The organism is Frankia sp. CeCAU1 (assembly GCF_977971845.1).
The window spans coordinates 1-21962 of sequence record NZ_CDWWXA010000081.1 but is presented as its reverse complement, the minus strand read 5'-3'; the positions used below and the strand labels follow the sequence as shown (position 1 = coordinate 21962).

Sequence of the window (21962 nt, the reverse complement as noted above, 5' to 3'; positions counted from 1 at the left end):
ACCCCGAACACCCCGGCCACCCCGGCCATGGCGACCGGCCCGACGAACAGGCTGCCCTGGACCGTCCTGCTCGTCCTGGGCTACGTCGGATCGCTGGCGTGGAGCGGCACGCTCGCGCTGGTCGCACCCGGGGAGATCACGGCGGATCTTCGCATCCCGGCGGATCTCCTGGCGGCGGCGAAAGCCGTCGGTGACGATCCGCTCGGCTTCCTCGCCTCCTACACCGCGACCACCACGCACGCCGCGGCGGGGACCACGGCCGTCCTGCCGACCCATCCTCCGGGCCCCGTCCTGACCGTCTGGGTGCTCACCAGGGTGGGGATGCACGGCGCGGTCGCGATCGGGATGCTGTTCACCGCCCTGGGCACGCTGGTCGTCCCCGCCGTCTCGATCGCGGTGCGCTCGTTGTGCCATGAGACGGCCGCCCGGCGCCTGGTCCCCGTCCTCGTCCTGGCCCCGTGGAGCGGATGGATGGCGGCGTCCCCGGACGCCGTCACGGCCACCCTGGCCACCCTGGCCGTCGCGGTGGGGGTGGTCGGATGCGAACCGGGTCGGCGCTCGATGTGGTGGGCGCTGGCAAGCGGGCTGCTGCTCGGCCTCGCGGGGCTGTTCGGCTACGCCTCGGTCTGGCTTGGCGTGGCGGTCGCGGCGGCCTACTTCGTCCGCCGTCGCCCCATCCTCAACGTCATGACCGGCCTGGGTGCGCTTCTGCCGCTGTGGCTCTTCTACGCGTGGGGTTTCTCCTGGCCCGACGGGCTGGCCCTGGCGAGCGCGCCACGGCCGGGGCTCGCCGGCACGCTGGCCTGGATCGCCGTGGATCTGACCGTGGTCGTCCTCGTCGGCGGACCGGTTCTCGTCCGGGCGGCGCGCCGCCTGCGGCTGACCCCGGGCTGGCCGCTGCTGGTGGGGGCCGGCGCGACGATGCTGTTCGCGACGGTCCTCGGACTGGCCGAGGGCGACGTCGAAGAGTCCTGGCTGCCGGTTTTCCCCTGGTTGCTGGTGGCCGCGGTGGCGCCCCGTCCCCGACCGGAACTGCCTGGGGACAGGCTACGGGCGGGAAACCTGCCGGTGGTACTGATGTCCCTCGGCGCCCTGAGCGCGCTCGCGCTGCGGCTCTGCCTCGCCGGCGGCACCGGCTGACGGATCCCGTCGTCGACCCGGCTCGTCGCGGAGGATGTCGGGCTCGAGGAAGATGCGCAGCGGAACCGCCACCGCGGCCCGCAACGCCGCCTCCGCGCCGTTGATGGTGGCGGCCACCTCGGGCATCGCCAGTTCCGCCCCGATACCGATCTTGGCTGCGACGAGCAGCTCGTCCGGCCCGAGGTGCAGCGTGCGCAGGTGGATGACCGTGGCGACGCCCGGGGCGGCGGCGAGCGTGCGGCGGATGGTGGCGACCATTGCCGGGGCGGCGGCCTCGCCCACCAGCATGCCGTACGCCTCGGTCGCCACGATGACGGCCACGATCAGCAGGAGCACTCCGATGGCCAGCGTTCCCGCGCCGTCCCAGGTCGGGTCGTCTAGTGCCAGGGTCAGTCCGACCCCGAGCAACGCGAAGATCAGCCCCAGCTCGGCTGCCAGGTCCTCCAGCAGGACGATGGGCAGTTCCGGGGCCCGCGCCTCCCGAATAAACCGCCACCAGGACCGGTCGCCCTTCGTCTTCTTCGACTCGCGCATGGCGGTCGCGAAGGAGTACGACTCCAGCAGCACCGCGATCAGCAGGACGACGACCGCGACCAGCCCGCTCTCCAGCTCATGCGGATGGCGCAGCTTCTCGACGCCCTCATACACCGAGAACAGCCCGCCGACGCTGAACAACACGATCCCGACCAGGAAACCGGCGATGTAACGCGCCCGCCCGTACCCGAAGGGATGCTCCTCGTCCGGCGGCTGGACGGAACGTTTCTGGCCGAGCAGGAGCAGGCCCTGGTTGCCGGAGTCGGCCACCGAGTGGATGGACTCGGCCAGCATCGACGACGACTGAGTGACCAGGAACGCGACGAACTTCGCCAGCGCGATACCCAGATTGGCGGCCAGTGCCGCCATGACCGCCTTGGTGCCGCCCTGCGTACTCACAAAGGTTCTCCGTTCGGTTCCCGGCGCAGGGTCCCTGCTCAGGCCAGGGTGATGAGCTCGGCCAGATCGGGTGACCAGTTGTCCTCGACCCCGTCCGGCAGCATCAGGACCTTCTGCGGGTCGAGGGCCTCGACGGCCCCCGGGTCGTGGGTGACCAGGACGACCGAGCCCCGGTACGTGGCGAGCGCGGCAAGCACCTCGTCGCGCGAGGCGGGGTCGAGGTTGTTCGTCGGCTCATCGAGCAGGAGGACGTTGGCAGAGCTGCAGACCAGTCCGGCGAGCGCGAGGCGGGTCTTCTCGCCGCCGGACAGGGTCTCGGCTCGCTGCTCCACGCTGTCTCCGCTGAACAGGAACGCGCCCAGGATGCGACGCAGCTCCACGTCCGACGTCCCCGGCGCGGCGGCCCGCATGTTGTCCAGCACCGAGCGGCTGGTGTCCAGCGTCTCGTGTTCCTGCGCGTAGTACCCAAGACGCAGACCGTGACCGGGATGCACCTGGCCGACGTCGGGCGCCTCCTGGCCCGCCAGGATGCGCAGCAGCGTGGTCTTGCCGGCACCGTTCAGCCCGAGGACCACGACCCGCGAGCCGCGGTCGATCGCGAGGTCCACACCGGTGAACACCTCCAGCGAGCCGTAGGACTTCGACAGTCCGGTGGCGGTCAGCGGCGTGCGGCCGCACGGAGCCGGGTCCGGGAAGCGCAGCTTGGCCACCCGGTCGGCGACGCGCGCCTCGGCGAGCCCGGCCGCGAGCCGCTCGGCCCGCCGGTCCATCTGATGGGCGGCCCGCGCCTTGGTCGCCTTGGCGCGCATCTTGTCGGCCTGCGCCTTCAGCGAGTCAATCTTCTTCTCGGCATTGGCGCGTTCCCGGCGACGGCGGCGCTCGTCCAGCTCGCGCTGGTTGAGGTAGGTCTTCCAGTTCACGTTGTAGACGTCGAGGGTGGCCCGGTTGGCGTCGAGGTGGAAGACCTTGTTCACGCACTTGTCGAGCAGGTCGACGTCGTGGCTCACCACGATCAGGCCGCCCGTGTGGGCGCGCAGGAAGTCCCGCAGCCACCCGATCGAGTCGGCGTCGAGGTGGTTCGTCGGCTCGTCGAGCAGCAGGGTCGCGTCGGCGTTGCCGGACCCGGCGAACAGGATGCGGGCGAGTTCGACCCGCCGCCGCTGCCCACCGGACAGGGTGCCGATGGGCTGGGCGAGCACCCGGTCGGCCAGGCCCAGCGACGAGCAGATCCGGGCAGCCTCCGCCTCGGCGGCATAACCGCCGAGCGTCCCGAATCGCTCCTCCAGGCTGCCGTAGCGGCGGATCGCCGCGTCCCGCGCCGTGGCGTCGACCAGCTCGGCCATCTCCAGCTGTAGCTTCTCCATCTCGCGCAGGAGAACGTCGAGACCGCGCGTCGACAGCACCCGGTCACGGGCGGTGTCGGCCAGATCGCCGGTACGCGGGTCCTGGGGGAGGTAACCCATCTCACCCCGAATGTCGACGGTGCCGGCGAACGGCAGCCCCTCCCGGGCAAGCACCTTCAGCAACGTTGTCTTGCCGGCCCCGTTGCGCCCGACGAGACCGATCCGGTCGTTCGGCTGCACCCGGAAGGATACGGGCTCGATCAGAGTGCGGGCTCCGGCACGCAGTTCGAGCTCGGACACAATGATCATCGAGGTAGGGCCTCTTTCGGGCTTCCAGACAACGCCGGGCGAGCGTCAGAGCGTTACACCGGCGACGTCGGGTTGACACGGACAACGGCGGGGACCCCACCAGAGCACGGCGAACCGGGACGACCGAGGTCGGGCACGGGGTAGGTCGGGCACGGGGTAGGTCGGGCACGGGGTAGGTCGGGCACGGGGTAGACCGCGCACCGTGCCCACCAGGGACGGCACGGTCGGGCGCGCGACGATCACGATACGACGATGCTCATGACCTCAAGAGTACGGAAGCCATCGGGCGCCGTGGCCGCCGGATAACCCTCGAACAGGTCCGCCACGCGCCAGAGCGTAAGGTGCCCCGTGCGCCCACGGTCACCCGCCGTCGTCCGGGTGGCCGCGCGCCGGCCAGGCCGCTGCCCGCCCGCCACGAGAACATGGGCGACGTCCGTCCACCGCCCAGCCGCATGCGTCGCCGCGCAGGCGCACCGATCGAAAGGCACACCATGTCGACGCTCCTCGTGACCGGAGCCGCCGGGTTCATCGGATCGAACTTCGTCCGCTACTGGCGGACGCGGCATCCGGAGGACGCGGTCGTGGCGCTCGACGCCCTGACCTACGCCGGCTGCCGGGAGAACCTCGCCGACGTCGCGGACCGCGTCACGTTCGTCCACGGCGACATCCGTGACCAGGAGCTCGTCGAGTCGGTGCTGCGGGAGCACTCCGTGGACGTGGTGGTGAACTTCGCCGCCGAGTCGCACAACAGCCTGGCGATCATCCGCCCCGGCGAGTTCTTCGCGACGAACGTGATGGGTACCCAGGCCCTGCTTGAGGCGGCCCGCACGGTCGGGGTGGCCCGCTTCCACCAGATCTCCACCTGCGAGGTCTACGGCGACATGGACCTCAACGACCCCGGTGCCTTCACCGAGGACTCCCCCTACCTCCCCCGCACGCCCTACAACGCGGCGAAGGCCGGCGGGGACCACGCCGTACGCGCCTACGGCTTCACCTACAACCTCCCCGTGACGATCACCAACTGCTCGAACAACTACGGTCCCTACCAGTTCCCGGAGAAGGTCATCCCCCTGTTCGTGACCCGGGCGCTGCAGGGCGAGTCGCTCCCGATGTACGCCTCCACCACGAACCGGCGCGAGTGGCTGCACGTGATGGACCACTGCCGGGCGATCGACGCGGTTCTGGACCGCGGGCGGCTCGGCGAGACCTACCACGTCGGATCCGGCGTCGAGGCGGACATCGAGACGATCGCCGACACGGTGCTCGCCGAGCTCGGCCTGCCCGCGTCGTTGAAGACGATCGTGCCCGACCGCCCCTCGCACGACCGCCGCTACCTGCTGGACTCCACCAAGCTGCGGACCGAGCTGGGCTGGACGCCGTTGATCGACTTCGCCGAGGGCGTGCGGTCGACCATCGCCTGGTACAAGGAGAACGAAGCCTGGTGGCGTCCGCTGCTCGGTCGCTCCCCGGTCTCCGAAACGGCCTGGACAAGCTGACGGCTCCAGCCGAGCTGAGGCGTCAGCCGCCGGTCAGCGATGCGTACAGCCGCGCGGTGCGCTCGGCGATCGCCGCCCAGCCGAACTCGGTGACGGCCCGGTCCCGGCCCGCATGGCCCATCGCGGCCGCCCGGACCGGGTCCGCGAGCACCTCGTTGACGGCCCCGGCCAGCGCGCCGGGGTCGCCGGGCGGCACCAGCAGACCGGTGACGCCGTCGTCGACGACCTCGGGAATGCCACCGACCCGGGAGGCGACGACCGCGGTGCCGCACGCCATCGCCTCCAGGTTGACGATGCCGAGCGGCTCGTAGACCGACGGGCAGACGAACACGGTGGCATGGCTGAGCAGCTGGATCACCTCCGGCCTCGTCAGCATCCCGGGCAGCCAGACCACGCCGTCGCGGCCGGCGCGCAGGCCCTCGACCAGGTCGGTGATCTCCGTGAGCAGCGCAGGGGTGTCCGGGGCCCCGGCACAGAGCACGAGCTGCGCCCGGGGGTCAATCGTCGCCGCCGCCCGCAGCAGCACCGGCAGCCCCTTCTGCCGGGTAATCCGCCCCACGAAGATCATCGTTGGCCGGGCCGGATCCACCCCGTGGCGTTCCAGCACGTCGGTCGCGGTGTCCGGACGGTACTCGTCGGTGTCGATGCCATTGCGGATGACGTGCACACGGGCCGGATCGACCGCCGGGTAGGCATCGAGGATGTCCGCCCGCATGCCCGCGCTGACCGCGACCACGGCGGCCGCCGACTCGATCGCGACCCGCTCGCACCAGGACGACACCCGGTAGCCCCCGCCCAGCTGCTCGGCCTTCCAGGGACGCCGGGGCTCCAGCGAGTGCGAGGTCATCACGTGCGGGACGCCGCCGAGCAGCGCGGCGAGATGGCCACCGAGATTCGCGTACCAGGTGTGCGAGTGGATCACGTCCGCGCCGACCGCCGCGGCGGCCATGGACAGGTCCATCGACACGGTCCGCAGCGCGTCGTTCGCGTCGGCGAGCGCGGCCCAGCCCCGGTGCGCCGCGACCGCGGCGACCCCCGGGGCACCCGCCCTCTCGACCACCGGTCGGTCGACGGCGCCGGTCGACGGCGCCGCACCCGCGGGCCCGCCGCCCGGCGCCGGCCCCTCGCGGTGGACGGTGAGGTCGACCAGCCGGGCGAGCTCCCGGCTCAGGTACTCGACGTGCACACCCGCCCCGCCGTAGACGTCCGGGGGGTACTCCCGGGTGAGCATGGCGACGCGCATGTGCAGTCTCTCCCAACGGTGCCGTGACGGGACGGGTGCGGACGGGACGGGTGCGGGCGGATGGCGGCCGGTTCAGTCGGCGATCGTGACGCCCTTGCCGACGACGGTGATGCCCTGCTCGCTCACGGTGTAGCCGCGGACGCGGTCCCGGTCCTTGTCCACCCCGACCTGGGCGCCCGCCGGCACGTGCACGTTCTTGTCCAGGATGGCGTCGCGGACGACGGCCCCCCGGCCGACGAGCACGTTGTCCATGAGCACCGTGTGGTCGACCTCGGCCCAGGAACTCACCCGCACTCCCGGGGACAGCACCGACGAGCGCACCGTGCCCCCGGAGATGATGACTCCATTGCTGACGATGCTGTTCACGGCCGTGCCGGTGCGCTGCTGGCCGTCGTGCACGAACTTCGCCGGTGGCAGCGAGGGGATGCTGGTGAGGATCGGCCACTCCCGGTTGTAGAGGTTGAACACCGGGTCGAGCGCGCACAGATCCATCTGCGCCTCGAAGTACGAGTCGACGGTGCCGACGTCGCGCCAGTAGCCGCGGTCACGCACCGTCGTGCCCGGGACGACGTTGCCGGCGAAGTCGTACACCGCCGCCGCCCGCTGGGCCACGAGCATCGGGATGACGTTCCCGCCCATGTCGTGGACGCTGTCCTCGTCCGCGGCGTCCTTGCGCAGGGCGTCGATCAGCACGTCCGTCGAGAAGACGTAGTTACCCATCGAGGCGAACGTCTCCTCGGGGCTACCCGGCAGACCCGGCGGATCGGCGGGCTTCTCCAGGAACGCCTCGATCGTGCGGCCGTCGGGCGCCGTCTGGATGACCCCGAACGCCCTGCCCTCGGATCTCGGTACCCGCAGCCCGGCGACGGTGACGCCGGCTCCGCTGTCGAGATGCTGGGCGACCATCTGCCGCGGGTCCATCCGGTACACATGGTCCGCGCCGAAGACCACGACGATGTCCGGGGCGTCGTCGTAGACGAGGTTCAGCGACTGGTGGATGGCGTCGGCGCTGCCAGCGAACCATCGCGGCCCCAGCCGCTGCTGCGCAGGCACCGGCGTGACGTAGTTGCCGAGCAGGTTGCTCATCCGCCATGTCGTCGTGATGTGCCGGTCGAGACTGTGGCTCTTGTACTGGGTCAGGACCGCGATGCGCAGGTAGCCCGCGTTCACCAGGTTGGACAGCACGAAGTCGATCAGGCGGTACAGCCCGCCGAAGGGGACGGCGGGCTTCGCCCGGTCCGCGGTCAGCGGCGCCAGCCGCCGTCCGGCACCCCCGGCCAGCACCAGACCGAGGACCCGCGGGCTCGGCACAGACAGGCTCCCGTCTTCCGGCTCGATCTCCGAACGACCGGCGGGGCCGGACACCACGCCACGAGGCGGGAAGCCCGCCGAAATGGGCCGATGACGACGCCGATCGCCTGGTTCCGACCCTACAAGCCTGGCGGGCGGATACGGGCGGAGTGAGCGGTGGTTGCTGGGTAGCCAGCCGTACGTTGCGCGAACCCCACCGGTTGTTCATCCGGTGGGCCGGGGGCCGTCAGACGTTGAAGCCGAGCGCGCGCAGCTGCTCGCGACCGTCGTCGGTGATCTTGTCCGGCCCCCACGGCGGCATCCAGACCCAGTTGATGGTCACGTCCGCGGCCAGCCCGTCCGGGCCGTCGACCAGGGCGGAGCGGGTCTGGTCCTCGATGACGTCGGTGAGCGGGCAGGCCGCCGAGGTCAGCGTCATGTCGAGGGTGACGGTGTTGTCGTCGGCGACGTGGATGCCGTAGACGAGGCCGAGGTCGACGACGTTGATGCCGAGTTCCGGGTCGACGACGTCGCGCATCGCCTCCTCGATGTCCTCGAAGCTGGCGAGCTCCGGCGGGGCGCCCGGTCCCGTCGGGTCCGGGTCCAGCACCGGCTTCGGGACCCCGGCGGGCTGATCCGCCGCCTCGGCGGTTTCTCCCGTCGCGGCCGAGCGCGTCTCGGTCACCGTCTCGCTCATGGCTTCTCCTGCTCGGGTACGTCGAGGGGGGCGACGCGGGGGTACGCGACAGAGGTGGATGCGCCGGCGACGGCGACGCTCGGATCCATCGCCTTGGCGGTCGCGTCCTTCCACGCCATCCAGGACAGCAGGGCACATTTCACCCGGGCGGGGTACTTGGAGACGCCGGCGAACGCCACGGCGTCCTCCAGCACGTCCTCGTCACCCTCGATGGTGCCCCGCGACTGCATCAGCGCCAGGAACTCGCGTTCGAGCTTCAGCGCCGCGTCGACCGACTTGCCGATCACGAGGTCGCTCATGACGCTCGCCGACGCCTGACTGATCGAACAGCCCTCGCTCTCGTAGGAGACGTCCTCGACGACCCCGTCCGAGACCTTCACCCGCAGGGTCACCTCGTCGCCGCAGGTCGGGTTGACGTGGTGCACTTCGGCATCGAAGGGATCCCGCAGCCCCCGGTGGAGCGGGTTGCGGTAGTGGTCCAGGATGATCTCCTGGTACATGGAGTCGAGTTTCACCTCAGAAAGAACCTCCGGACCCCGTGCAGTCCTTCCACCAGGGCGTCGACCTCGCCGGTCGTCGTGTAGAGGTGGAACGACGCGCGGGTCGTCGCAGGTACCCCGAACCGCAGGCAGACCGGCCGGGCGCAGTGGTGCCCGACCCGCACGGCGATGCCGCGCTCGTCGAGGATCTGTCCGACGTCGTGGGGATGGATCGGCCGGCCGTCGTCCTCGTGCAGCACGAAGGAGATCGCCCCGCCGCGGGCGTCCGCCGTCGGCGGACCGATGATCCGCAACCCCGGCACCTCGGCGAAGGCGTCCAGCGCGTAGGCCGTCACCGCGTGCTCGTGCTCGGCGACGGCCGGCATGCCGAGCGCGGTCAGGTAGTCGACGGCCGCGCCGAGCCCGACCACCTGGGCAATCATCGGGGTGCCGGCCTCGAACCGGTGCGGCGGCGCCGCGTAGGTCGAGCCCTCCATGGTGACAAGCTCGATCATCTCGCCGCCGCCGAGGAAGGGCGGCATGACCTCGAGCAGCTCGTAGCGTCCCCAGAGCACCCCGACCCCGGTGGGCGCGCACATCTTGTGCCCGGTGAAGGCCAGGAAGTCCACCCCGAGCTCGGTGACGTCGACCGGGTTGTGCGGCACCGACTGGGAGCCGTCGAGCACGGTCAGCGCGCCGACCTCGCGGGCCCGCGCCACCACCTGCGCGACCGGGTTGATCGTGCCGAGAATGTTCGACTGGTGGACGAAGGCGACGACCTTCGCCCGCTCGGTGATAATCGAATCGAGGTTGCTCAGGTCGAGCCGGCCGTCGTCGGTCAGCCCGATCCAGCGCAGCGTCGCCCCGGTGCGCCGGGCCAGCATCTGCCACGGCACGAGATTGGAGTGATGCTCCATCTCGGTGACGACGATCTCGTCACCCGGGCCGACCCGGAACCGCTCCGCCTCGGCGCCGGCGGCCCCGGCGTTGCTCATCGCGTAGGCGACGAGGTTCAGCGCCTCCGAGGAGTTCTTGGTGAACACCACCTCCCGGCGGTCGCCAGCCCCGATGAAGGCGGCGACCTTGTCCCGGGAGGCCTCATACAGCCCGGTGGCCTCCTCGGCCAGCACGTGGATGCCGCGGTGCACGTTGGCGTTGTGCAGCTCGTAGTAGGTCCGCTCGGCGTCGAGCACCGCTAGCGGCTTCTGCGAGGTGGCGGCGCTGTCGAGGTAGACCAGCGGCCGGTCGCCGTGCACCGTGCGGGCTAGGACCGGGAAGTCCCGGCGGACCTGCTCGACGTCGAACCCGCCGACGAGCCGGGGTCCGGACCCCGGGCGCACGGCCGCGTCGGTCAGCGTCATGACGCCACTCCCACGCCGGCCGGCGTGGCCGCGCCGCCACCCTTGACGTAGCGGTCGTAGCCGGACTCCTCCAGCACGGCGGCCAGTTCCGGGCCGCCCTCGTCGACGATCCGCCCCGCCGCCATGACGTGGACGAACTCGGGACGGATGTAGCGCAGGATGCGGGTGTAGTGGGTGATGAGCAGGATGCCCGTCTCCCCCTTGGCCCGCACCGACTCGATACCTGCGGAGACGATGCGCAGCGCGTCGACGTCGAGGCCGGAGTCGGTCTCGTCCAGCACGGCGATCTTCGGCTTGAGCAACGCCATCTGCAGGATCTCGTGACGCTTCTTCTCGCCGCCGGAGAAGCCCTCGTTGACGTTGCGCTCGGCGAACGCCGGGTCCATCTCGAGCGCGGCCATGGAGGTCTTGACCTCCTTGACCCAGGTCCGCAGCTTCGGCGCCTCGCCGCGCACGGCCGTGACCGAGGAGCGCAGGAAGTTCGACACCGAGACCCCGGGGATCTCCACCGGGTACTGCATCGCCAGGAAGATCCCGGCCCGGGCCCGGGCGTCGACGCTCATCGCGAGGACGTCCTCGCCGTCGAGCGTGATGCTGCCCTCGGTGACCGTGTACTTGGGATGGCCCGCGATCGAATAGGACAGCGTCGACTTGCCCGACCCGTTCGGCCCCATAATCGCGTGCGTCTCGCCCTTGCGGACGGTCAGGTCCACCCCGCGCAGGATCTCGCGCGTGCCCTCACCGTCCGTCTCCACCGAGACATGCAGATTGCGGATCTCCAGTGTGGACACCGCTGCCGTCACCCTCGTTCCGGGTTCGAATGTGTGACGTCGACGAGCACGTCGTCGCCGTCGATGGTCACTGCGTACGTGGGCACCGGCTCAATCGCCGGCAGGCTCAGCGGGACGCCGCTGGCCAGGTCGAACTGGGACCCGTGCAGCCAGCACTCGATCTTGCCGTCCTCGGCCTCGCCCTGGGAGAGCATCACGTCGGCGTGCGAGCACTCGTCACGCACGGCGTAGACCGCCCCGCCCGACCGCACCACGCACACCGGCACGCCCTCGATCTCGGTGCCGATCGCGGTGCCCTCGGCGAGGTCCGCGGCGGCACACACCCGGTGCCACCGCGGGGCGACCGAGGAGCCGCCCGCGGCAGAACCGCCGGTCGCGGTCGTCATCCGCCCACCTCCACCGACAACTCCGCCGACGACGGCTCCGCAGCCTCGTCCGCAGCCTCGTCCGGGAGGTCGGCCGACAGCTCGCCGGCAATCTTGATCATGATGCGTTCCCGCAGCTCCGGCACGTCGATCCGGTCGATGATCTCGGCGAAGAAACCGTGCACCACGAGCCGGCGGGCCTCCTCGGGCGAGATCCCCCGCGACTGCAGGTAGAACAGCGCCTCGTCATCGAACCGGCCGGTGGCACTGGCGTGACCGGCACCGGTGACCTCACCGGTGAGGATCTCCAGGTTCGGGACCGAGTCGGCCCGCGCGCCGTCGGTGAGCACGAGATTGCGGTTGAGCTCGTAGGTGTCCGTGCCCACGGCGCCGGCGCCGATGAGGACGTCGCCGATCCACACCGCGTGGGCGGCGTCCCCGCGCAGCGCGCCCTTGTAGGTGACCCGGCTGCGGCAGGAACGCGGCTCGTGCGTGACGAGCAGCCGGTGCTCCTGGTGCTGGCCGGCATCGGTGAAGAACACGCCGTAGAGCTCGGCGTCGCCGCCGGGCCCGCGGTAGTCCACGGTCGGGTTGAGCCGCACCAGGTCACCGCCGAGGGTGATGGTGAACGAGCGCAGCCGAGCGTCGCGCCCCAGCGAGTAGGCGTGCGCGCCGAGGTGCACGGCGTCGTCGTCCCAGTCCTGCAGGGTGATGAAGGTGAGCGAGGCGCCGTGCCCCACGTACACCTCGACGTTGCCGGCGTAGGTGGCGCTGCCGGTGTGGTCGAGCACCACGGTGGCGGACGCGAACGGGCCCACTTCGACGAGGACGTGACCGTAGGCCACTCCGCCCGGGGAGCCGCGCCGCCCGCCGTCGCCGCTCGTCGCGACGAACCCGGCCGGGGACCTGGGGCTCTCACCGTGCAGGTGCACGACCACCGGCTCGGTGAGCGCGGCCTCGGCCGGGACGGTGACGGCGAGCGCGCCCGTCGACCGGGTCAGGGCGAAGGCGGCCACCCGGTCGGCCGGGGTCAGCACCCGACCGATCCGGGCGTCGGCGGCGGCGAGCTGCTCCACCTCGACCCCCGCGGGCGCGGTGACCGACACGGAGACCTTGCCGTCGGCCTCGGGGCCGGTCGGCAGGCCGCGCAGCCGGCGCAGCGGGGTGAACCGCCACGCCTCCTCGCGTCCGGTGGGCACGGCGTGGTCGAGCGGGTTACGGGACCGTACGGGACGGGGTACGGCACCGGAGGCGGCCGGGGGCCGACCGGTGGCGTCGATGACGACCATCAGCCGACCGCACCTTCCATCTGCAGCTCGATGAGGCGGTTGAGCTCGAGGGCGTACTCCATGGGCAGCTCCCGGGCGATCGGCTCGACGAAGCCGCGCACGACCATCGCCATCGCCTCCTCCTCGGACAGACCCCGGCTCATCAGGTAGAACAGCTGGTCCTCGCCGACCTTGGAGACGCTCGCCTCGTGCCCGATGGAGGCGTCGTCCTCGCGCACGTCAACGTAGGGGTAGGTGTCCGAGCGGCTCACCGTGTCGACGAGCAACGCGTCGCACTTGACCGTCGAGCGGGAGGCCGACGAGCCCTCGTTGATCTGGACGAGCCCGCGGTAGGACGTCCGCCCGCCGCCGCGGGCCACCGACTTGGAGACGATCGTCGAGGAGGTGCGGGGCGCGGCGTGCACCATCTTCGCGCCCGCGTCCTGGTGCTGACCGGCACCGGCGAAGGCGATGGAGAGCACCTCGCCCTTGGCGTGCTCGCCGAGCAGCCACACGGCCGGGTACTTCATCGTCACCTTGGAACCGATGTTGCCGTCGATCCACTCCATGGTGCCGCCCTCGTGGCAGGCGGCGCGCTTGGTGACCAGGTTGTAGACGTTGTTCGACCAGTTCTGGATGGTCGTGTACCGGCAGCGCGCGTTCTTCTTCACGACGATTTCGACGACCGCCGAGTGCAACGAGTCCGAGGAGTAGACCGGCGCCGTGCAGCCCTCGACGTAGTGCACGTAGGCGCCCTCGTCGACGATGATCAGCGTCCGCTCGAACTGGCCCATGTTCTCGGTGTTGATCCGGAAGTAGGCCTGCAGCGGGATCTCGACCTGCACGCCCGGCGGCACGTAGATGAAGGATCCGCCCGACCACACCGCCGTGTTCAGCGCGGCGAACTTGTTGTCCCCGACCGGGATCACCGAACCGAAGTACTCCTGGAACAGCTCCGGATGCTCACGCAGTCCGGAGTCGGTGTCCAGGAAGACGACACCCTGCTCCTCGAGGTCCTCCCGGATCTTGTGGTAGACGACCTCGGACTCGTACTGGGCGGCGACCCCGGCAATGAGGCGCTGCTTCTCCGCCTCGGGAATGCCGAGCCGGTCGTAGGTCGCCCGGATGTCCTCGGGTAGGTCCTCCCACTCCTCGGCCTGCTTCTCGGTGGAGCGGACGAAGTACTTGATGTTGTCGAAGTCGATGCCCGACAGGTCGGCACCCCAGGTCGGCATGGGCTTGCGCTCGAACAGCCGCAGCCCCTTGAGGCGCAGGTCGGTCATCCACGACGGCTCGGACTTCTTGGCCGAGATGCCGCGGACAACCGCCTCGGACAGGCCGCGCTCCACGTCGGCGGCGTAGGCGTCGGTGTCAGCCCATCCGAACCGATAGGAACCAAGGCCTTCCAGGGCGGTCTCGGCAGAGGTGGTCATAGGGCGAAACCCTCCGAAGACGAGGATGGTGGACAGGCCAGGGACGCGGGCCGAGCCGGGCCGGATCCGGCCACGGCGGAATCGGGCAGCACCCGAGCGGAGCCGTCCTTCCCGGACCCGCTCTGATCGGACCCGTTCCGATCGGACCGGGCACGCGAAGCCGTGCCGGGCGCCGTGCCCGCGGGCGGATGATCCGCGGCGGTGTGGCTCACGGCAGCGTGATCCGCGGGCGGGTGACCCGCGGGGATGTGGGTCGTGCAGACGCCGTCGCCATGCGCGATCGTCGCCAGGCGCTGCACGTGGGTGTCGAGCACGCGGGCCAGCACCGCGGTCTCGGCGTCGCACAACGCCGGGAAGCGCTCCGCGACGAACTGGACCGGGCAGTGATGCTGGCAGATCTGCAGACCGGTGGGCAGTTCGGAGACGCTGGCGGTGTACCCGGCGGCGGTCATCGCCTCGGCGAGCGCCGCCGGGCGATCCGCCGGCTCCGCCGCCACGACCGCCTCGCGCACCCGCCGCTCCAGGTCGACGGCGCGGGTATCGGCGAACTGGGTGACCGCGCTCGCGCCACCCACCTCGGCCAGGAAGTGCAGCGCACCGGCCGCGAGATCGGAGTAGGCGTTGGGACCGGCCTGATGGCCGGCTTCGGTGAGCGCGTAACGCCGGGCCGGGCGTCCCCGGCCACGCGGCCCCCGGGACCGGCTCTCCGTGGGCGTGATGATGCCATCCGCGACCATGGCATCGAGATGCCTGCGGATAGCCGCCGGGGAGACCCCGAGCTGACGGGACAGCTCGGCCGCCGTGGCCGAGCCGCCCTCCAGGAGCAGACGCACGACCCGGTCGCGGGTACGGCCGTCCGCCGTCCCGCTCGTCCCGTCGTGGTCGTATTTCACAACGCCAGTGTGCCCTATTTCCTGGGCGCAGTCGAACTGGGGTCGCCGGAACTACAGCCCAATGGGGCGATCTTCGCCACAGCCATGACGCAGATCACATCCGCCGGACGTGAGCACACAACGGATACCCACGGGCCGTACCCGACCGGCGACCGCAGGCGGCGGAATGCCAGACTTGCGCCCACTGCCATACCTGCGCGCCCACCCGGGCGCGCACACCAGGTCGGCACACCAGGTCGGCACACCAGCGGGCCGACGGTCGCGACGCGCGGTCGCGCCCGGCCGCCACCGACCCGGAGACGATCTCAGGCGGGAGGCGACGGGCGGATGCGATCACAACTGTGGCGCGGCGGGGTCCGGCGGGCGCTGCTCTCCCTCGGACTGACTTTCCTGCTCGCGACCTCGGCGGCCTGCAGTGGCGGCGGGGAGAAGAGCAACGGGCTGGAGAAGCTGCCTGCCGGCGAGGTCGGCACGCGCACCCTGCAGGCGTTGCGCACCGCGACCGGCGTCCACGTCGTCGGCACCGAGGCCGACCCGCGCTCGGACGCCCCCGCCGGTTACGACCTGGTGATGTCCGGCACGGTCACCCGCGGCACCATTGACGAGTACGGTCAACGGACCCAGATCTTCAAGATCAAAGATGACACCTACGTCCGCCGCGGCCGCGCCTACTACGAGGGGACCGGTGACGCCGCGGCCGGGAACCTCCTCGCCGACCGCTGGGTCCGCCTGGCCCCCGCCGACGCCGCGAAGTACAGCTACTTTACCCTCGACCGGCTCGCCGCGTCGCTGACCAGCTACGTCGTCGGGCTGTCCGGCCCGGTGCGGACCGAGAAGCTGGCCGGCACCCAGGCCGTCCGGGCCGCGGGCCCCGACGGAACAGCCTTCTGGGCGGCCAACACCGGGCCCGGCTATCCGTTGAAGGTGGTCGTCGCCGGCCGCTCCACCAACGAGATCACTTTCGACGATTACGGGACGCCCGCGACCGGCACCCCGCCCGGCGACGTCGTCGACCTGTCCAACCTCGGCTGAGCCGCCGTTCCCGGCACGCCGGGTCCGCCTTACCTACCCCTTGTCTATCTTTCCTCCCCCGCGTCCCTCTCCTTACCGTGCATCGCTCCCCTACCATGCGTCCTTACCATGCGTCAGCGGACCCGTGGGCGGGAGGAACGAGATGAGCGTGCCGGCACGCGGATCCCTGGTGGCGGCGGTCGACCAGGGGACCACCGGGACCACGGTCTGCCTGCTCGACCGGGACGGGGTGGTCGTCGGCCGCGGCTACACCGGGATCCGGCCCGGGTTCCCCCGGCCGGGCTGGGTCGAGCAGGATCCGGACGAGCTCTGGCGCAGCGTCGTCGACACCGTCGCCGCGGCCCTGGCCGGCTGCGGTCGCCGGGCCGGGGAGCTCGCCGCCCTCGGCATCACCAACCAGCGCGAGACCACCGTGCTGTGGGACCGGCGGACCTCCGCCCCGGTCCACCCGGCCATCGGGTGGCAGGACCGGCGGACGGCCGCGGTCTGCGAACGCCTCACCGCCGAGGGGCACGCGGGTGCGGTGGGGGAACGCACCGGGCTGGTACTCGACCCCTACTTCTCCGGTACCAAGATCGTCTGGATCCTGGACGACGACCCCGGGCTGCGCCGGCGCGCCGGCCGGGGGGAGATCGCCTTCGGCACCGTCGATTCCTGGCTGGTCTGGAAGCTGACCGCCGGGGCCGCGCACGTCACCGACGTCACGAACGCATCCCGCACCCTGCTGCTCGACCTCGCCGCCGCGAGCTGGTCCCCGGAGATGCTCGACCTGCTGGGCGTTCCCGCCGAGGTGCTGCCCGCTGTCGCGCCGAGCTCGCGGGTCTACGCCGAGACCGATCCGGACGCCTTCCTCGGCGTGCGGATCCCGGTGGCGGCCGTGATCGGCGACCAGCAGGCCGCTCTGTTCGCCCAGGGCTGCTTCGAACCCGGCCAGGCCAAGAACACCTATGGCACCGGTTCCTTCGTGCTGGTGAACACCGGCTCGGCCCTGCCGGCGCCGCAGTCGACGCTGCTGCGGACCGCGGCGTTCCAGCTCGACGGCGAACCGGTGCGGTACGCGCTGGAGGGAGCGGTCCTGTCCACCGGTGCCGCCGTCGACTGGCTGCGGGACTCCCTGGGGATCATCCGGGACGCCGCCGAGACCGCCGGCCTGGCCGCCTCCCTGACCGGCAACGACGGCGTCTACTTCGTCCCGGCGCTCGCCGGCCTCGGCGCCCCTCACTGGGATCCCCGCGCCCGCGGCGCACTGCTCGGGATCACCCGGGGGACCACCCGGGCGCACGTCGTCCGCGCGGTGCTCGAGGGCATCGCCTACCGCACCCGGGACGTCGTCGAGGCGATGGGTGCCGCGGGCTTCCCGGTGCGCGAGCTGCGGGCCGACGGCGGGGCCGCCCGCAACCACTGGCTCATGCAGTTCCAGGCCGACCTGCTCGGCGTCGAGCTCGACGTCCCGGACAACATCGAGACGACCGCGCTCGGTTCGGCCTACCTCGCGGGGCTCGCGACCGGGTTCTTCGCCGACCGCGAGGAGCTCGCCGGGCATCGGCGCAGCGCCGAGCGGTACCGGCCGAGGCTGTCCCGGGCCGAGCGGGACCGGTCCTACCGGCGATGGCTGCGCGCCGTGGACCGGGCCCGGGACTGGGCCAAGGACGCCGACGACGCCGACCGGGACTGACCGGCCGACCGGGCTGACGGGGCTGGCGCGGCCGGAAAAACACTGTCGCGATTCCCGGATTGCGCCCCGCGACCGCGGGACCACGCCAGGGCCACGTTCCCTCGCGGCTTCTTGGTCGAACCGGCTGCCAGACGAACCGAGGCCTGACAATCTGTCACAGGGGGCGGTTGGCGTCTCCTGTCGACCCTGACCCGGACGGAGACCGTGACCGAGGCGGACTACGCCCTGGAGCTCGGCCGCCGGCTTCGCGCGGCGCGCAACCGGCGTGGCTTGTCGCTGCTGGACGTCCAGGAGCGCACTCATGGCCGGTGGACTGCCGGGACCCTGGGCGCCTACGAGCGAGGCTCTCGGACCCTGCGCGTGCATCGACTGGTCGAGCTCGCCGAGCTGTACGACGTTCCCGCGACGCTGCTGGTACCGCCGGCCGCCGATCGCCGCGAGACCGACCATCTGCCGCCGCTGGTCATCGACCTGCGCCGGCTGCGCAAGCTGCCCCCGACCCGCACCGGGCCGCTACGGCGCTGGATCGCCATCGTGCAGGTCCTGCGGTCGGACAGCTCACGCGACGTCCTGCGGCTGCGTCGCTCCGACCTGCAGTCGTTGTCCCGGCTCTACAGCACCACGCCGGCGATGCTGTACGAGCGGCTGGGCGCCTGGGGAGCGCTGGTGGAGCCAGGCGAGCCGGTGGCGGTCGGCGGGCGCCGCCGGGCGCTGCCCGTCCGCCCGCCGCAGCAACGGGGCTAGCAACGGGACCAGGGCGCGGCCGCCCGGTGGTGCCCGTTCCACCCGGCCGAAGGCCTCGTGCCGGGGCGGACCGGCCCTCCGCCCGACCCGCGATGTCCGTAGGATCGCAAGGTGGCCGAGATCCTGGCAGTCAGTGTCACGGACCTCGTGAAGACGTATTCCTCGCGGTCCGCTTCCCCGCGTTCCGGTCGTCGTCCTCACGGGTCCGGGCGGCGGACCCGCACCGGTCGGGCCGGGCGCGGTCCCGCGGCGTTCTCCACGCCCCCTACGCCGTCCCCTACGCCCCCTGTGCGCCAGGCGCCCCCGGCGCCGCCGGTCCCTTCCGGCGACGCCGCTCGACCGCCGACGACGCCCGATGGTCGGATACGCGCCCTGGACGAACTGTCACTTACCGTCCCGACCGGCACGGTCACGGCGCTACTCGGGCCGAACGGCGCCGGCAAGACAACCACCGTGGAGATCTGCGAGGGATTCCGCCGCGCCGACGCGGGCGAGGTGCGGGTCCTCGGGCTCGACCCCTGGGCGGACGCCGTTGCCCTGCGCCCCCGGGTCGGGGTGATGCTGCAGTCCGGGGGGATGTATCCCGGCGCCCGCGCCGGCGAGATGCTGCGCCTCGTCGCCTCGCACTACCGCCACCCGCTGGATCCCGCGGCGCTGTTGGACCGGCTCGGGCTGACCGGGTCCGCCGGTACCCCGTTCCGCCGGCTCTCCGGCGGCCAGCAGCAGCGGCTGTCGCTGGCGATGGCCGTGGTCGGCCGCCCGGAGCTGGTCTTCCTCGACGAGCCGACGGCCGGGTTGGACGTCCAGGGCCGGCGGGACACCTGGGAGCTCGTCGAGGAGCTGCGCACGGCCGGGGTCACCGTCGTGCTGACCACCCACGCCATGGACGAGGCAGAACGGCTCGCCGATCAGGTGATCATCGTCGACCACGGCAGGGTGGTGGCGGTCGGCTCCCCCGCGGAGCTCACCCGGGGCGGCGCCGAGGGGCAGCTGCGCTTCCGGGCCCCCGCCGGGCTGGATCTCGGCCGGCTGCTGCTCGCGCTGCCCGACGGCACCACCGCGCGGGAGGGCCCGGCCGGGCACTACCTGGTGCAGGGCACGGTCGACCCGCAGCTGCTCGCCGCGGTGACCGCCTGGTGCGCGGGTAACGGCATCCTGGCGGAGGATCTCCGGGTCGAACAACGCACGCTGGAGGACGTCTTCGTGGAAATGACCGGATCGGAGCTGCGCTCATGACCGGTGTCCCGCTGCTCGATCTGCGCCCGGCTCCGGCGCCCGCGTCGCGGGCCCGGATGCTGGCGGCACAGACCAGGCTTGAGCTGGTACTCACCCTGCGGCGTGGCGAGTCCGTCCTGCTCACCCTGATCATCCCGGTCGGTCTGCTGGCCTTCTTCACCGCCGTCGACGTGCTGCCGAGCTCCACCGAGCGGCCGGTGGACTTCCTCGTCCCCGGGGTGCTCGCGCTGGCCGTGATGTCGACCGCCTTCACCGGGCAGGCGATCGCGACGGGCTTCGAACGCTCCTACGGCGTACTCAAACGCCTCGGGGCGACCCCGCTGCCGCGCGTGGTCCTGCTCGCCGGCAAGACGTTGGCGGTGCTCGCCGTCGAGGTCATCCAGCTGGTGCTCCTGGTGGCGGTCGGATTCGCGCTGGGCTGGGACCCGACCGGCGGGCCGGTCGGGGTTCCGGCGGTGCTGGCGCTACTCGTCCTGGGCACAGCCGCGTTCTCGGGGCTCGGCCTGCTGATGGCCGGAGCCCTGCGGGCCGAGGCGACGCTCGCCGCCGCCAACGGCGTCTACCTGGTGCTGCTGCTGATCGGCGGGGTGGTGTTCCCGCTGTCGCAGCTTCCCGGCTGGCTGCGGGCGGTCGCCGAGGCGCTGCCGACCGCGGCGCTGTCGGACGGGCTGCGGGCCGTCCTGGCAGAGGGCGACGGTCCGGGGGCACGCCCCCTGATCGTGCTCGTGGCCTGGGCGGTGGCGGGTCTGGCGCTCGCCGCCCGCACCTTCCGTTGGGAGTAGAGCCGACAGGGAGGAGAGCCGACACCGCGACCGTCCGGTCACCGGGCACCGTCCGACCGGCAGGCACCATCCGACCAACGGAGAAGGATCCGAGCGGCCTGCGCCGGACAGGGCGTTACCATGGCAGTCGTGCCAGCTTCTACAGAGCGTCGGAGTTTGCCGCTGATCAGCCTTCGCGCCTTCCGGCTCCTCACCACGCTCAACGTGGTCTTGCTGTCACTGATCGTGGTGAGTGGTGGCGTGGTCCGCCTGACCGGCTCCGGCCTCGGCTGCCCGACCTGGCCGCAGTGCGGGGACGGCTCGTTCGTGCCGCACTCGGAATACGCCCTGCACGGAGCGATCGAGTTCGGCAACCGGGTCGTCGGCCTGGTGGTCGGCCTCGTGACGCTGATCACCCCGCTGGTCGCGCTCCGCCTGCGGGGCGGACGGCGGCGCGATCTTCGACTGCTGTCCTTCGGCCTCTGGGTGGGTTTCCTCGGGCAGGCCGTGCTCGGCGGGATCACCGTCCTGACGAAGCTGCACCCGGCGACCGTCGCCGCCCATTTCCTGCTCTCCATGGTCCTGCTGTGGAACGCGGTCCTGCTGGACCACCGGGCCCGCCAGGACGCGGGTGCGCCGACCCCGGAGGTCGGTCCCGCGCTGCAGTGGCTGGCGCGCCTGCTGGTGGTCGTCTCGGCGGGGGTGCTCGTCCTCGGCACGGTCGTGACCGGCGCCGGGCCGCACAGCGGTGACAGCGATCATCCGGCCCGCTTCGGGTTCGACCTCGTCAACGTCTCCCAACTGCACGCCGACGGCGCGATGCTGCTGGTCGGGCTCGCCGCGGCCATGGCGTTCGCGGTGCGCGTCGCCGGGGCCCCCGACGAGGCCAGGCGGACCTCCCTCGCCCTGGTCGGGACCGTCCTCGCGCAGGCCGCGATCGGATTCACCCAGTACTTCCTCGGCGTTCCCGCCCTCCTCGTCACCCTGCACATGACCGGGGCGACCGTGATGTGGGTCGCCGCGCTGCGGCTCTGGCTCGCCCTGAGCTCCCGGCACCCACGGCCGGCACCGGGCGCGGCGCCCACGCTCGCGGCGGCCGGCGCCGGGGTCCCCGCGCCCGCCGGGCCGGTCGGGACCACCGCCCCCACCGGCGCCGGCATCGGCTCCTAGAGCACCGGCGCCCTGGGACCACCGGCGCCCTGGCCACGGCGGCCACGCTCCGTTCCTGAGACGGGAAACAGTCCCGGCAGCCGGCTCGACGTCCGACGACCCGCCGCGGCACGGCCTCCGCCGAGGGGCCGACGTCGTGACGGAAACGCGACGGACACGTGTGGGGGGCAGGGGTCCTCCCCGCAGTGACGGGCAGGCGGACCTCTACCCGTCACACGCTTACAGGCGGATGCCGTCTTTGCGTACCCGGGCGGCAAGATCCCGGATCCCCCGGGTGGGGACGAGTTCCCACCCGGTGCGCGG

20 protein-coding genes are annotated in these 21962 nt (G+C 71.8%); 8 read left to right on the top strand and 12 right to left on the bottom strand.

Going from position 1 to position 21962, the window contains the following annotated elements; all coding sequences use genetic code 11:
* The coding region (locus tag AC08OO_RS14925) for a hypothetical protein (protein ID WP_476618664.1) at positions 1 to 1140 on the top strand (1140 nt) is incomplete at its 5' end.
* Here the strand turns inward: AC08OO_RS14925 and AC08OO_RS14920 are convergent.
* Together AC08OO_RS14920 and AC08OO_RS14915 are read right to left on the bottom strand one after the other, a co-directional pair.
* A complete protein-coding gene (locus AC08OO_RS14920) occupies positions 1048 to 2073 on the bottom strand; it encodes a cation diffusion facilitator family transporter (RefSeq protein WP_476610527.1) in 1026 nt (341 codons plus the stop codon). The two genes, AC08OO_RS14925 and AC08OO_RS14920, sit on opposite strands and share 93 nt — an antisense overlap.
* A 38-nt stretch (positions 2074 to 2111) precedes the next feature.
* Positions 2112 to 3725, bottom strand: coding sequence for an ABC-F family ATP-binding cassette domain-containing protein (locus AC08OO_RS14915; protein ID WP_476610528.1), 1614 nt, complete (start codon positions 3723 to 3725; stop codon positions 2112 to 2114).
* A 491-nt stretch (positions 3726 to 4216) separates the two neighbouring features.
* Between AC08OO_RS14915 and rfbB the strand changes: the two genes are divergently transcribed.
* On the top strand, positions 4217 to 5221 hold the full coding sequence (gene rfbB / locus AC08OO_RS14910) for a dTDP-glucose 4,6-dehydratase (protein WP_476606241.1): 1005 nt from the start codon (positions 4217 to 4219) through the stop codon (positions 5219 to 5221).
* 22 nt (positions 5222 to 5243) lie between these two features.
* Here rfbB and glgA read toward each other — a convergent pair whose 3' ends face one another.
* From glgA to AC08OO_RS14860, 10 genes are all read right to left on the bottom strand, one after another.
* Positions 5244 to 6464 (bottom strand): glycogen synthase, encoded by a 1221-nt coding sequence (glgA, locus tag AC08OO_RS14905; protein ID WP_476610529.1) that lies wholly within the window; start codon positions 6462 to 6464, stop codon positions 5244 to 5246.
* 72 nt (positions 6465 to 6536) lie between these two features.
* Positions 6537 to 7775, bottom strand: coding sequence for a glucose-1-phosphate adenylyltransferase (gene glgC, locus AC08OO_RS14900; RefSeq protein WP_476610530.1), 1239 nt, complete (start codon positions 7773 to 7775; stop codon positions 6537 to 6539).
* Positions 7776 to 8001: 226 nt separating this feature from the next.
* Positions 8002 to 8451, bottom strand: a complete 450-nt coding sequence (locus AC08OO_RS14895) for a metal-sulfur cluster assembly factor (protein WP_476606243.1) — start codon at positions 8449 to 8451, stop codon at positions 8002 to 8004.
* A complete protein-coding gene (gene sufU / locus AC08OO_RS14890) occupies positions 8448 to 8966 on the bottom strand; it encodes a Fe-S cluster assembly sulfur transfer protein SufU (protein WP_011436104.1) in 519 nt (172 codons plus the stop codon). Before sufU ends, AC08OO_RS14895 begins: the two co-directional genes overlap by 4 nt.
* Positions 8963 to 10291 carry a cysteine desulfurase gene (locus AC08OO_RS14885; RefSeq protein ID WP_476610531.1) on the bottom strand — a complete coding sequence of 443 codons (1329 nt, stop codon included), beginning with the start codon at positions 10289 to 10291 and terminating at the stop codon, positions 8963 to 8965. Before AC08OO_RS14885 ends, sufU begins: the two co-directional genes overlap by 4 nt.
* Positions 10288 to 11082 (bottom strand): Fe-S cluster assembly ATPase SufC, encoded by a 795-nt coding sequence (gene sufC, locus AC08OO_RS14880; RefSeq protein WP_476618663.1) that lies wholly within the window; start codon positions 11080 to 11082, stop codon positions 10288 to 10290. Before sufC ends, AC08OO_RS14885 begins: the two co-directional genes overlap by 4 nt.
* A gap of 8 nt (positions 11083 to 11090) precedes the next feature.
* Entirely contained in the window at positions 11091 to 11468 is a 378-nt protein-coding gene (locus tag AC08OO_RS14875; RefSeq protein ID WP_011436101.1) for a non-heme iron oxygenase ferredoxin subunit, read from the bottom strand.
* The gene (gene sufD / locus AC08OO_RS14870; protein ID WP_476610533.1) at positions 11465 to 12736 is read right to left on the bottom strand and encodes a Fe-S cluster assembly protein SufD; all 1272 of its coding nucleotides are present in this window, start codon (positions 12734 to 12736) and stop codon (positions 11465 to 11467) included. The genes AC08OO_RS14875 and sufD overlap by 4 nt, the downstream gene beginning before the upstream one ends.
* Positions 12736 to 14148, bottom strand: a complete 1413-nt coding sequence (sufB, locus tag AC08OO_RS14865) for a Fe-S cluster assembly protein SufB (protein ID WP_476618662.1) — start codon at positions 14146 to 14148, stop codon at positions 12736 to 12738. Before sufB ends, sufD begins: the two co-directional genes overlap by 1 nt.
* On the bottom strand, positions 14145 to 15041 hold the full coding sequence (locus AC08OO_RS14860; RefSeq protein ID WP_476611419.1) for a helix-turn-helix transcriptional regulator: 897 nt from the start codon (positions 15039 to 15041) through the stop codon (positions 14145 to 14147). Before AC08OO_RS14860 ends, sufB begins: the two co-directional genes overlap by 4 nt.
* Before the next feature lie 327 nt (positions 15042 to 15368).
* Here AC08OO_RS14860 and AC08OO_RS14855 point away from each other — a divergent pair, with 327 nt between their 5' ends.
* The 6 genes from AC08OO_RS14855 (at position 15369) to AC08OO_RS14830 (ending at position 21659) form a co-directional block, all read left to right on the top strand.
* A complete protein-coding gene (locus AC08OO_RS14855; protein ID WP_011436097.1) occupies positions 15369 to 16073 on the top strand; it encodes a hypothetical protein in 705 nt (234 codons plus the stop codon).
* Between the two features lie 142 nt (positions 16074 to 16215).
* Positions 16216 to 17748: a glycerol kinase GlpK gene (glpK, locus tag AC08OO_RS14850; protein WP_476611418.1), complete on the top strand. Its 1533-nt coding sequence runs from the start codon at positions 16216 to 16218 to the stop codon at positions 17746 to 17748.
* Positions 17749 to 17952: 204 nt separating this feature from the next.
* Positions 17953 to 18492: a transcriptional regulator gene (locus tag AC08OO_RS14845; RefSeq protein WP_023841558.1), complete on the top strand. Its 540-nt coding sequence runs from the start codon at positions 17953 to 17955 to the stop codon at positions 18490 to 18492.
* 111 nt (positions 18493 to 18603) lie between these two features.
* On the top strand, positions 18604 to 19728 hold the full coding sequence (locus AC08OO_RS14840; RefSeq protein WP_476611417.1) for an ABC transporter ATP-binding protein: 1125 nt from the start codon (positions 18604 to 18606) through the stop codon (positions 19726 to 19728).
* The gene (locus AC08OO_RS14835; protein ID WP_476611416.1) at positions 19725 to 20510 is read left to right on the top strand and encodes an ABC transporter permease; all 786 of its coding nucleotides are present in this window, start codon (positions 19725 to 19727) and stop codon (positions 20508 to 20510) included. Before AC08OO_RS14840 ends, AC08OO_RS14835 begins: the two co-directional genes overlap by 4 nt.
* Before the next feature lie 120 nt (positions 20511 to 20630).
* Positions 20631 to 21659, top strand: coding sequence for a COX15/CtaA family protein (locus AC08OO_RS14830; RefSeq protein WP_476618661.1), 1029 nt, complete (start codon positions 20631 to 20633; stop codon positions 21657 to 21659).
* The last annotated feature ends 303 nt before the right edge of the window (positions 21660 to 21962 follow it).

Excerpts from the sequence above, each read along its gene's own strand:
- glgA (WP_476610529.1), bottom strand. The coding sequence starts at position 6,464 with ATGCGCGTCGCCATGCTCACCCGGGAGTACCCCCCGGACGTCTACGGC.
- rfbB (WP_476606241.1), top strand. The coding sequence starts at position 4,217 with ATGTCGACGCTCCTCGTGACCGGAGCCGCCGGGTTCATCGGATCGAAC.
- AC08OO_RS14915 (WP_476610528.1), bottom strand. The coding sequence starts at position 3,725 with ATGATCATTGTGTCCGAGCTCGAACTGCGTGCCGGAGCCCGCACTCTG.
- AC08OO_RS14895 (WP_476606243.1), bottom strand. The coding sequence starts at position 8,451 with ATGAGCGAGACGGTGACCGAGACGCGCTCGGCCGCGACGGGAGAAACC.
- sufB (WP_476618662.1), bottom strand. The coding sequence starts at position 14,148 with ATGACCACCTCTGCCGAGACCGCCCTGGAAGGCCTTGGTTCCTATCGG.
- AC08OO_RS14830 (WP_476618661.1), top strand. The coding sequence starts at position 20,631 with ATGGCAGTCGTGCCAGCTTCTACAGAGCGTCGGAGTTTGCCGCTGATC.
- sufD (WP_476610533.1), bottom strand. The coding sequence starts at position 12,736 with ATGGTCGTCATCGACGCCACCGGTCGGCCCCCGGCCGCCTCCGGTGCC.
- AC08OO_RS14875 (WP_011436101.1), bottom strand. The coding sequence starts at position 11,468 with ATGACGACCGCGACCGGCGGTTCTGCCGCGGGCGGCTCCTCGGTCGCC.
- AC08OO_RS14855 (WP_011436097.1), top strand. The coding sequence starts at position 15,369 with ATGCGATCACAACTGTGGCGCGGCGGGGTCCGGCGGGCGCTGCTCTCC.
- AC08OO_RS14885 (WP_476610531.1), bottom strand. The coding sequence starts at position 10,291 with ATGACGCTGACCGACGCGGCCGTGCGCCCGGGGTCCGGACCCCGGCTC.
- glpK (WP_476611418.1), top strand. The coding sequence starts at position 16,216 with ATGAGCGTGCCGGCACGCGGATCCCTGGTGGCGGCGGTCGACCAGGGG.
- AC08OO_RS14835 (WP_476611416.1), top strand. The coding sequence starts at position 19,725 with ATGACCGGTGTCCCGCTGCTCGATCTGCGCCCGGCTCCGGCGCCCGCG.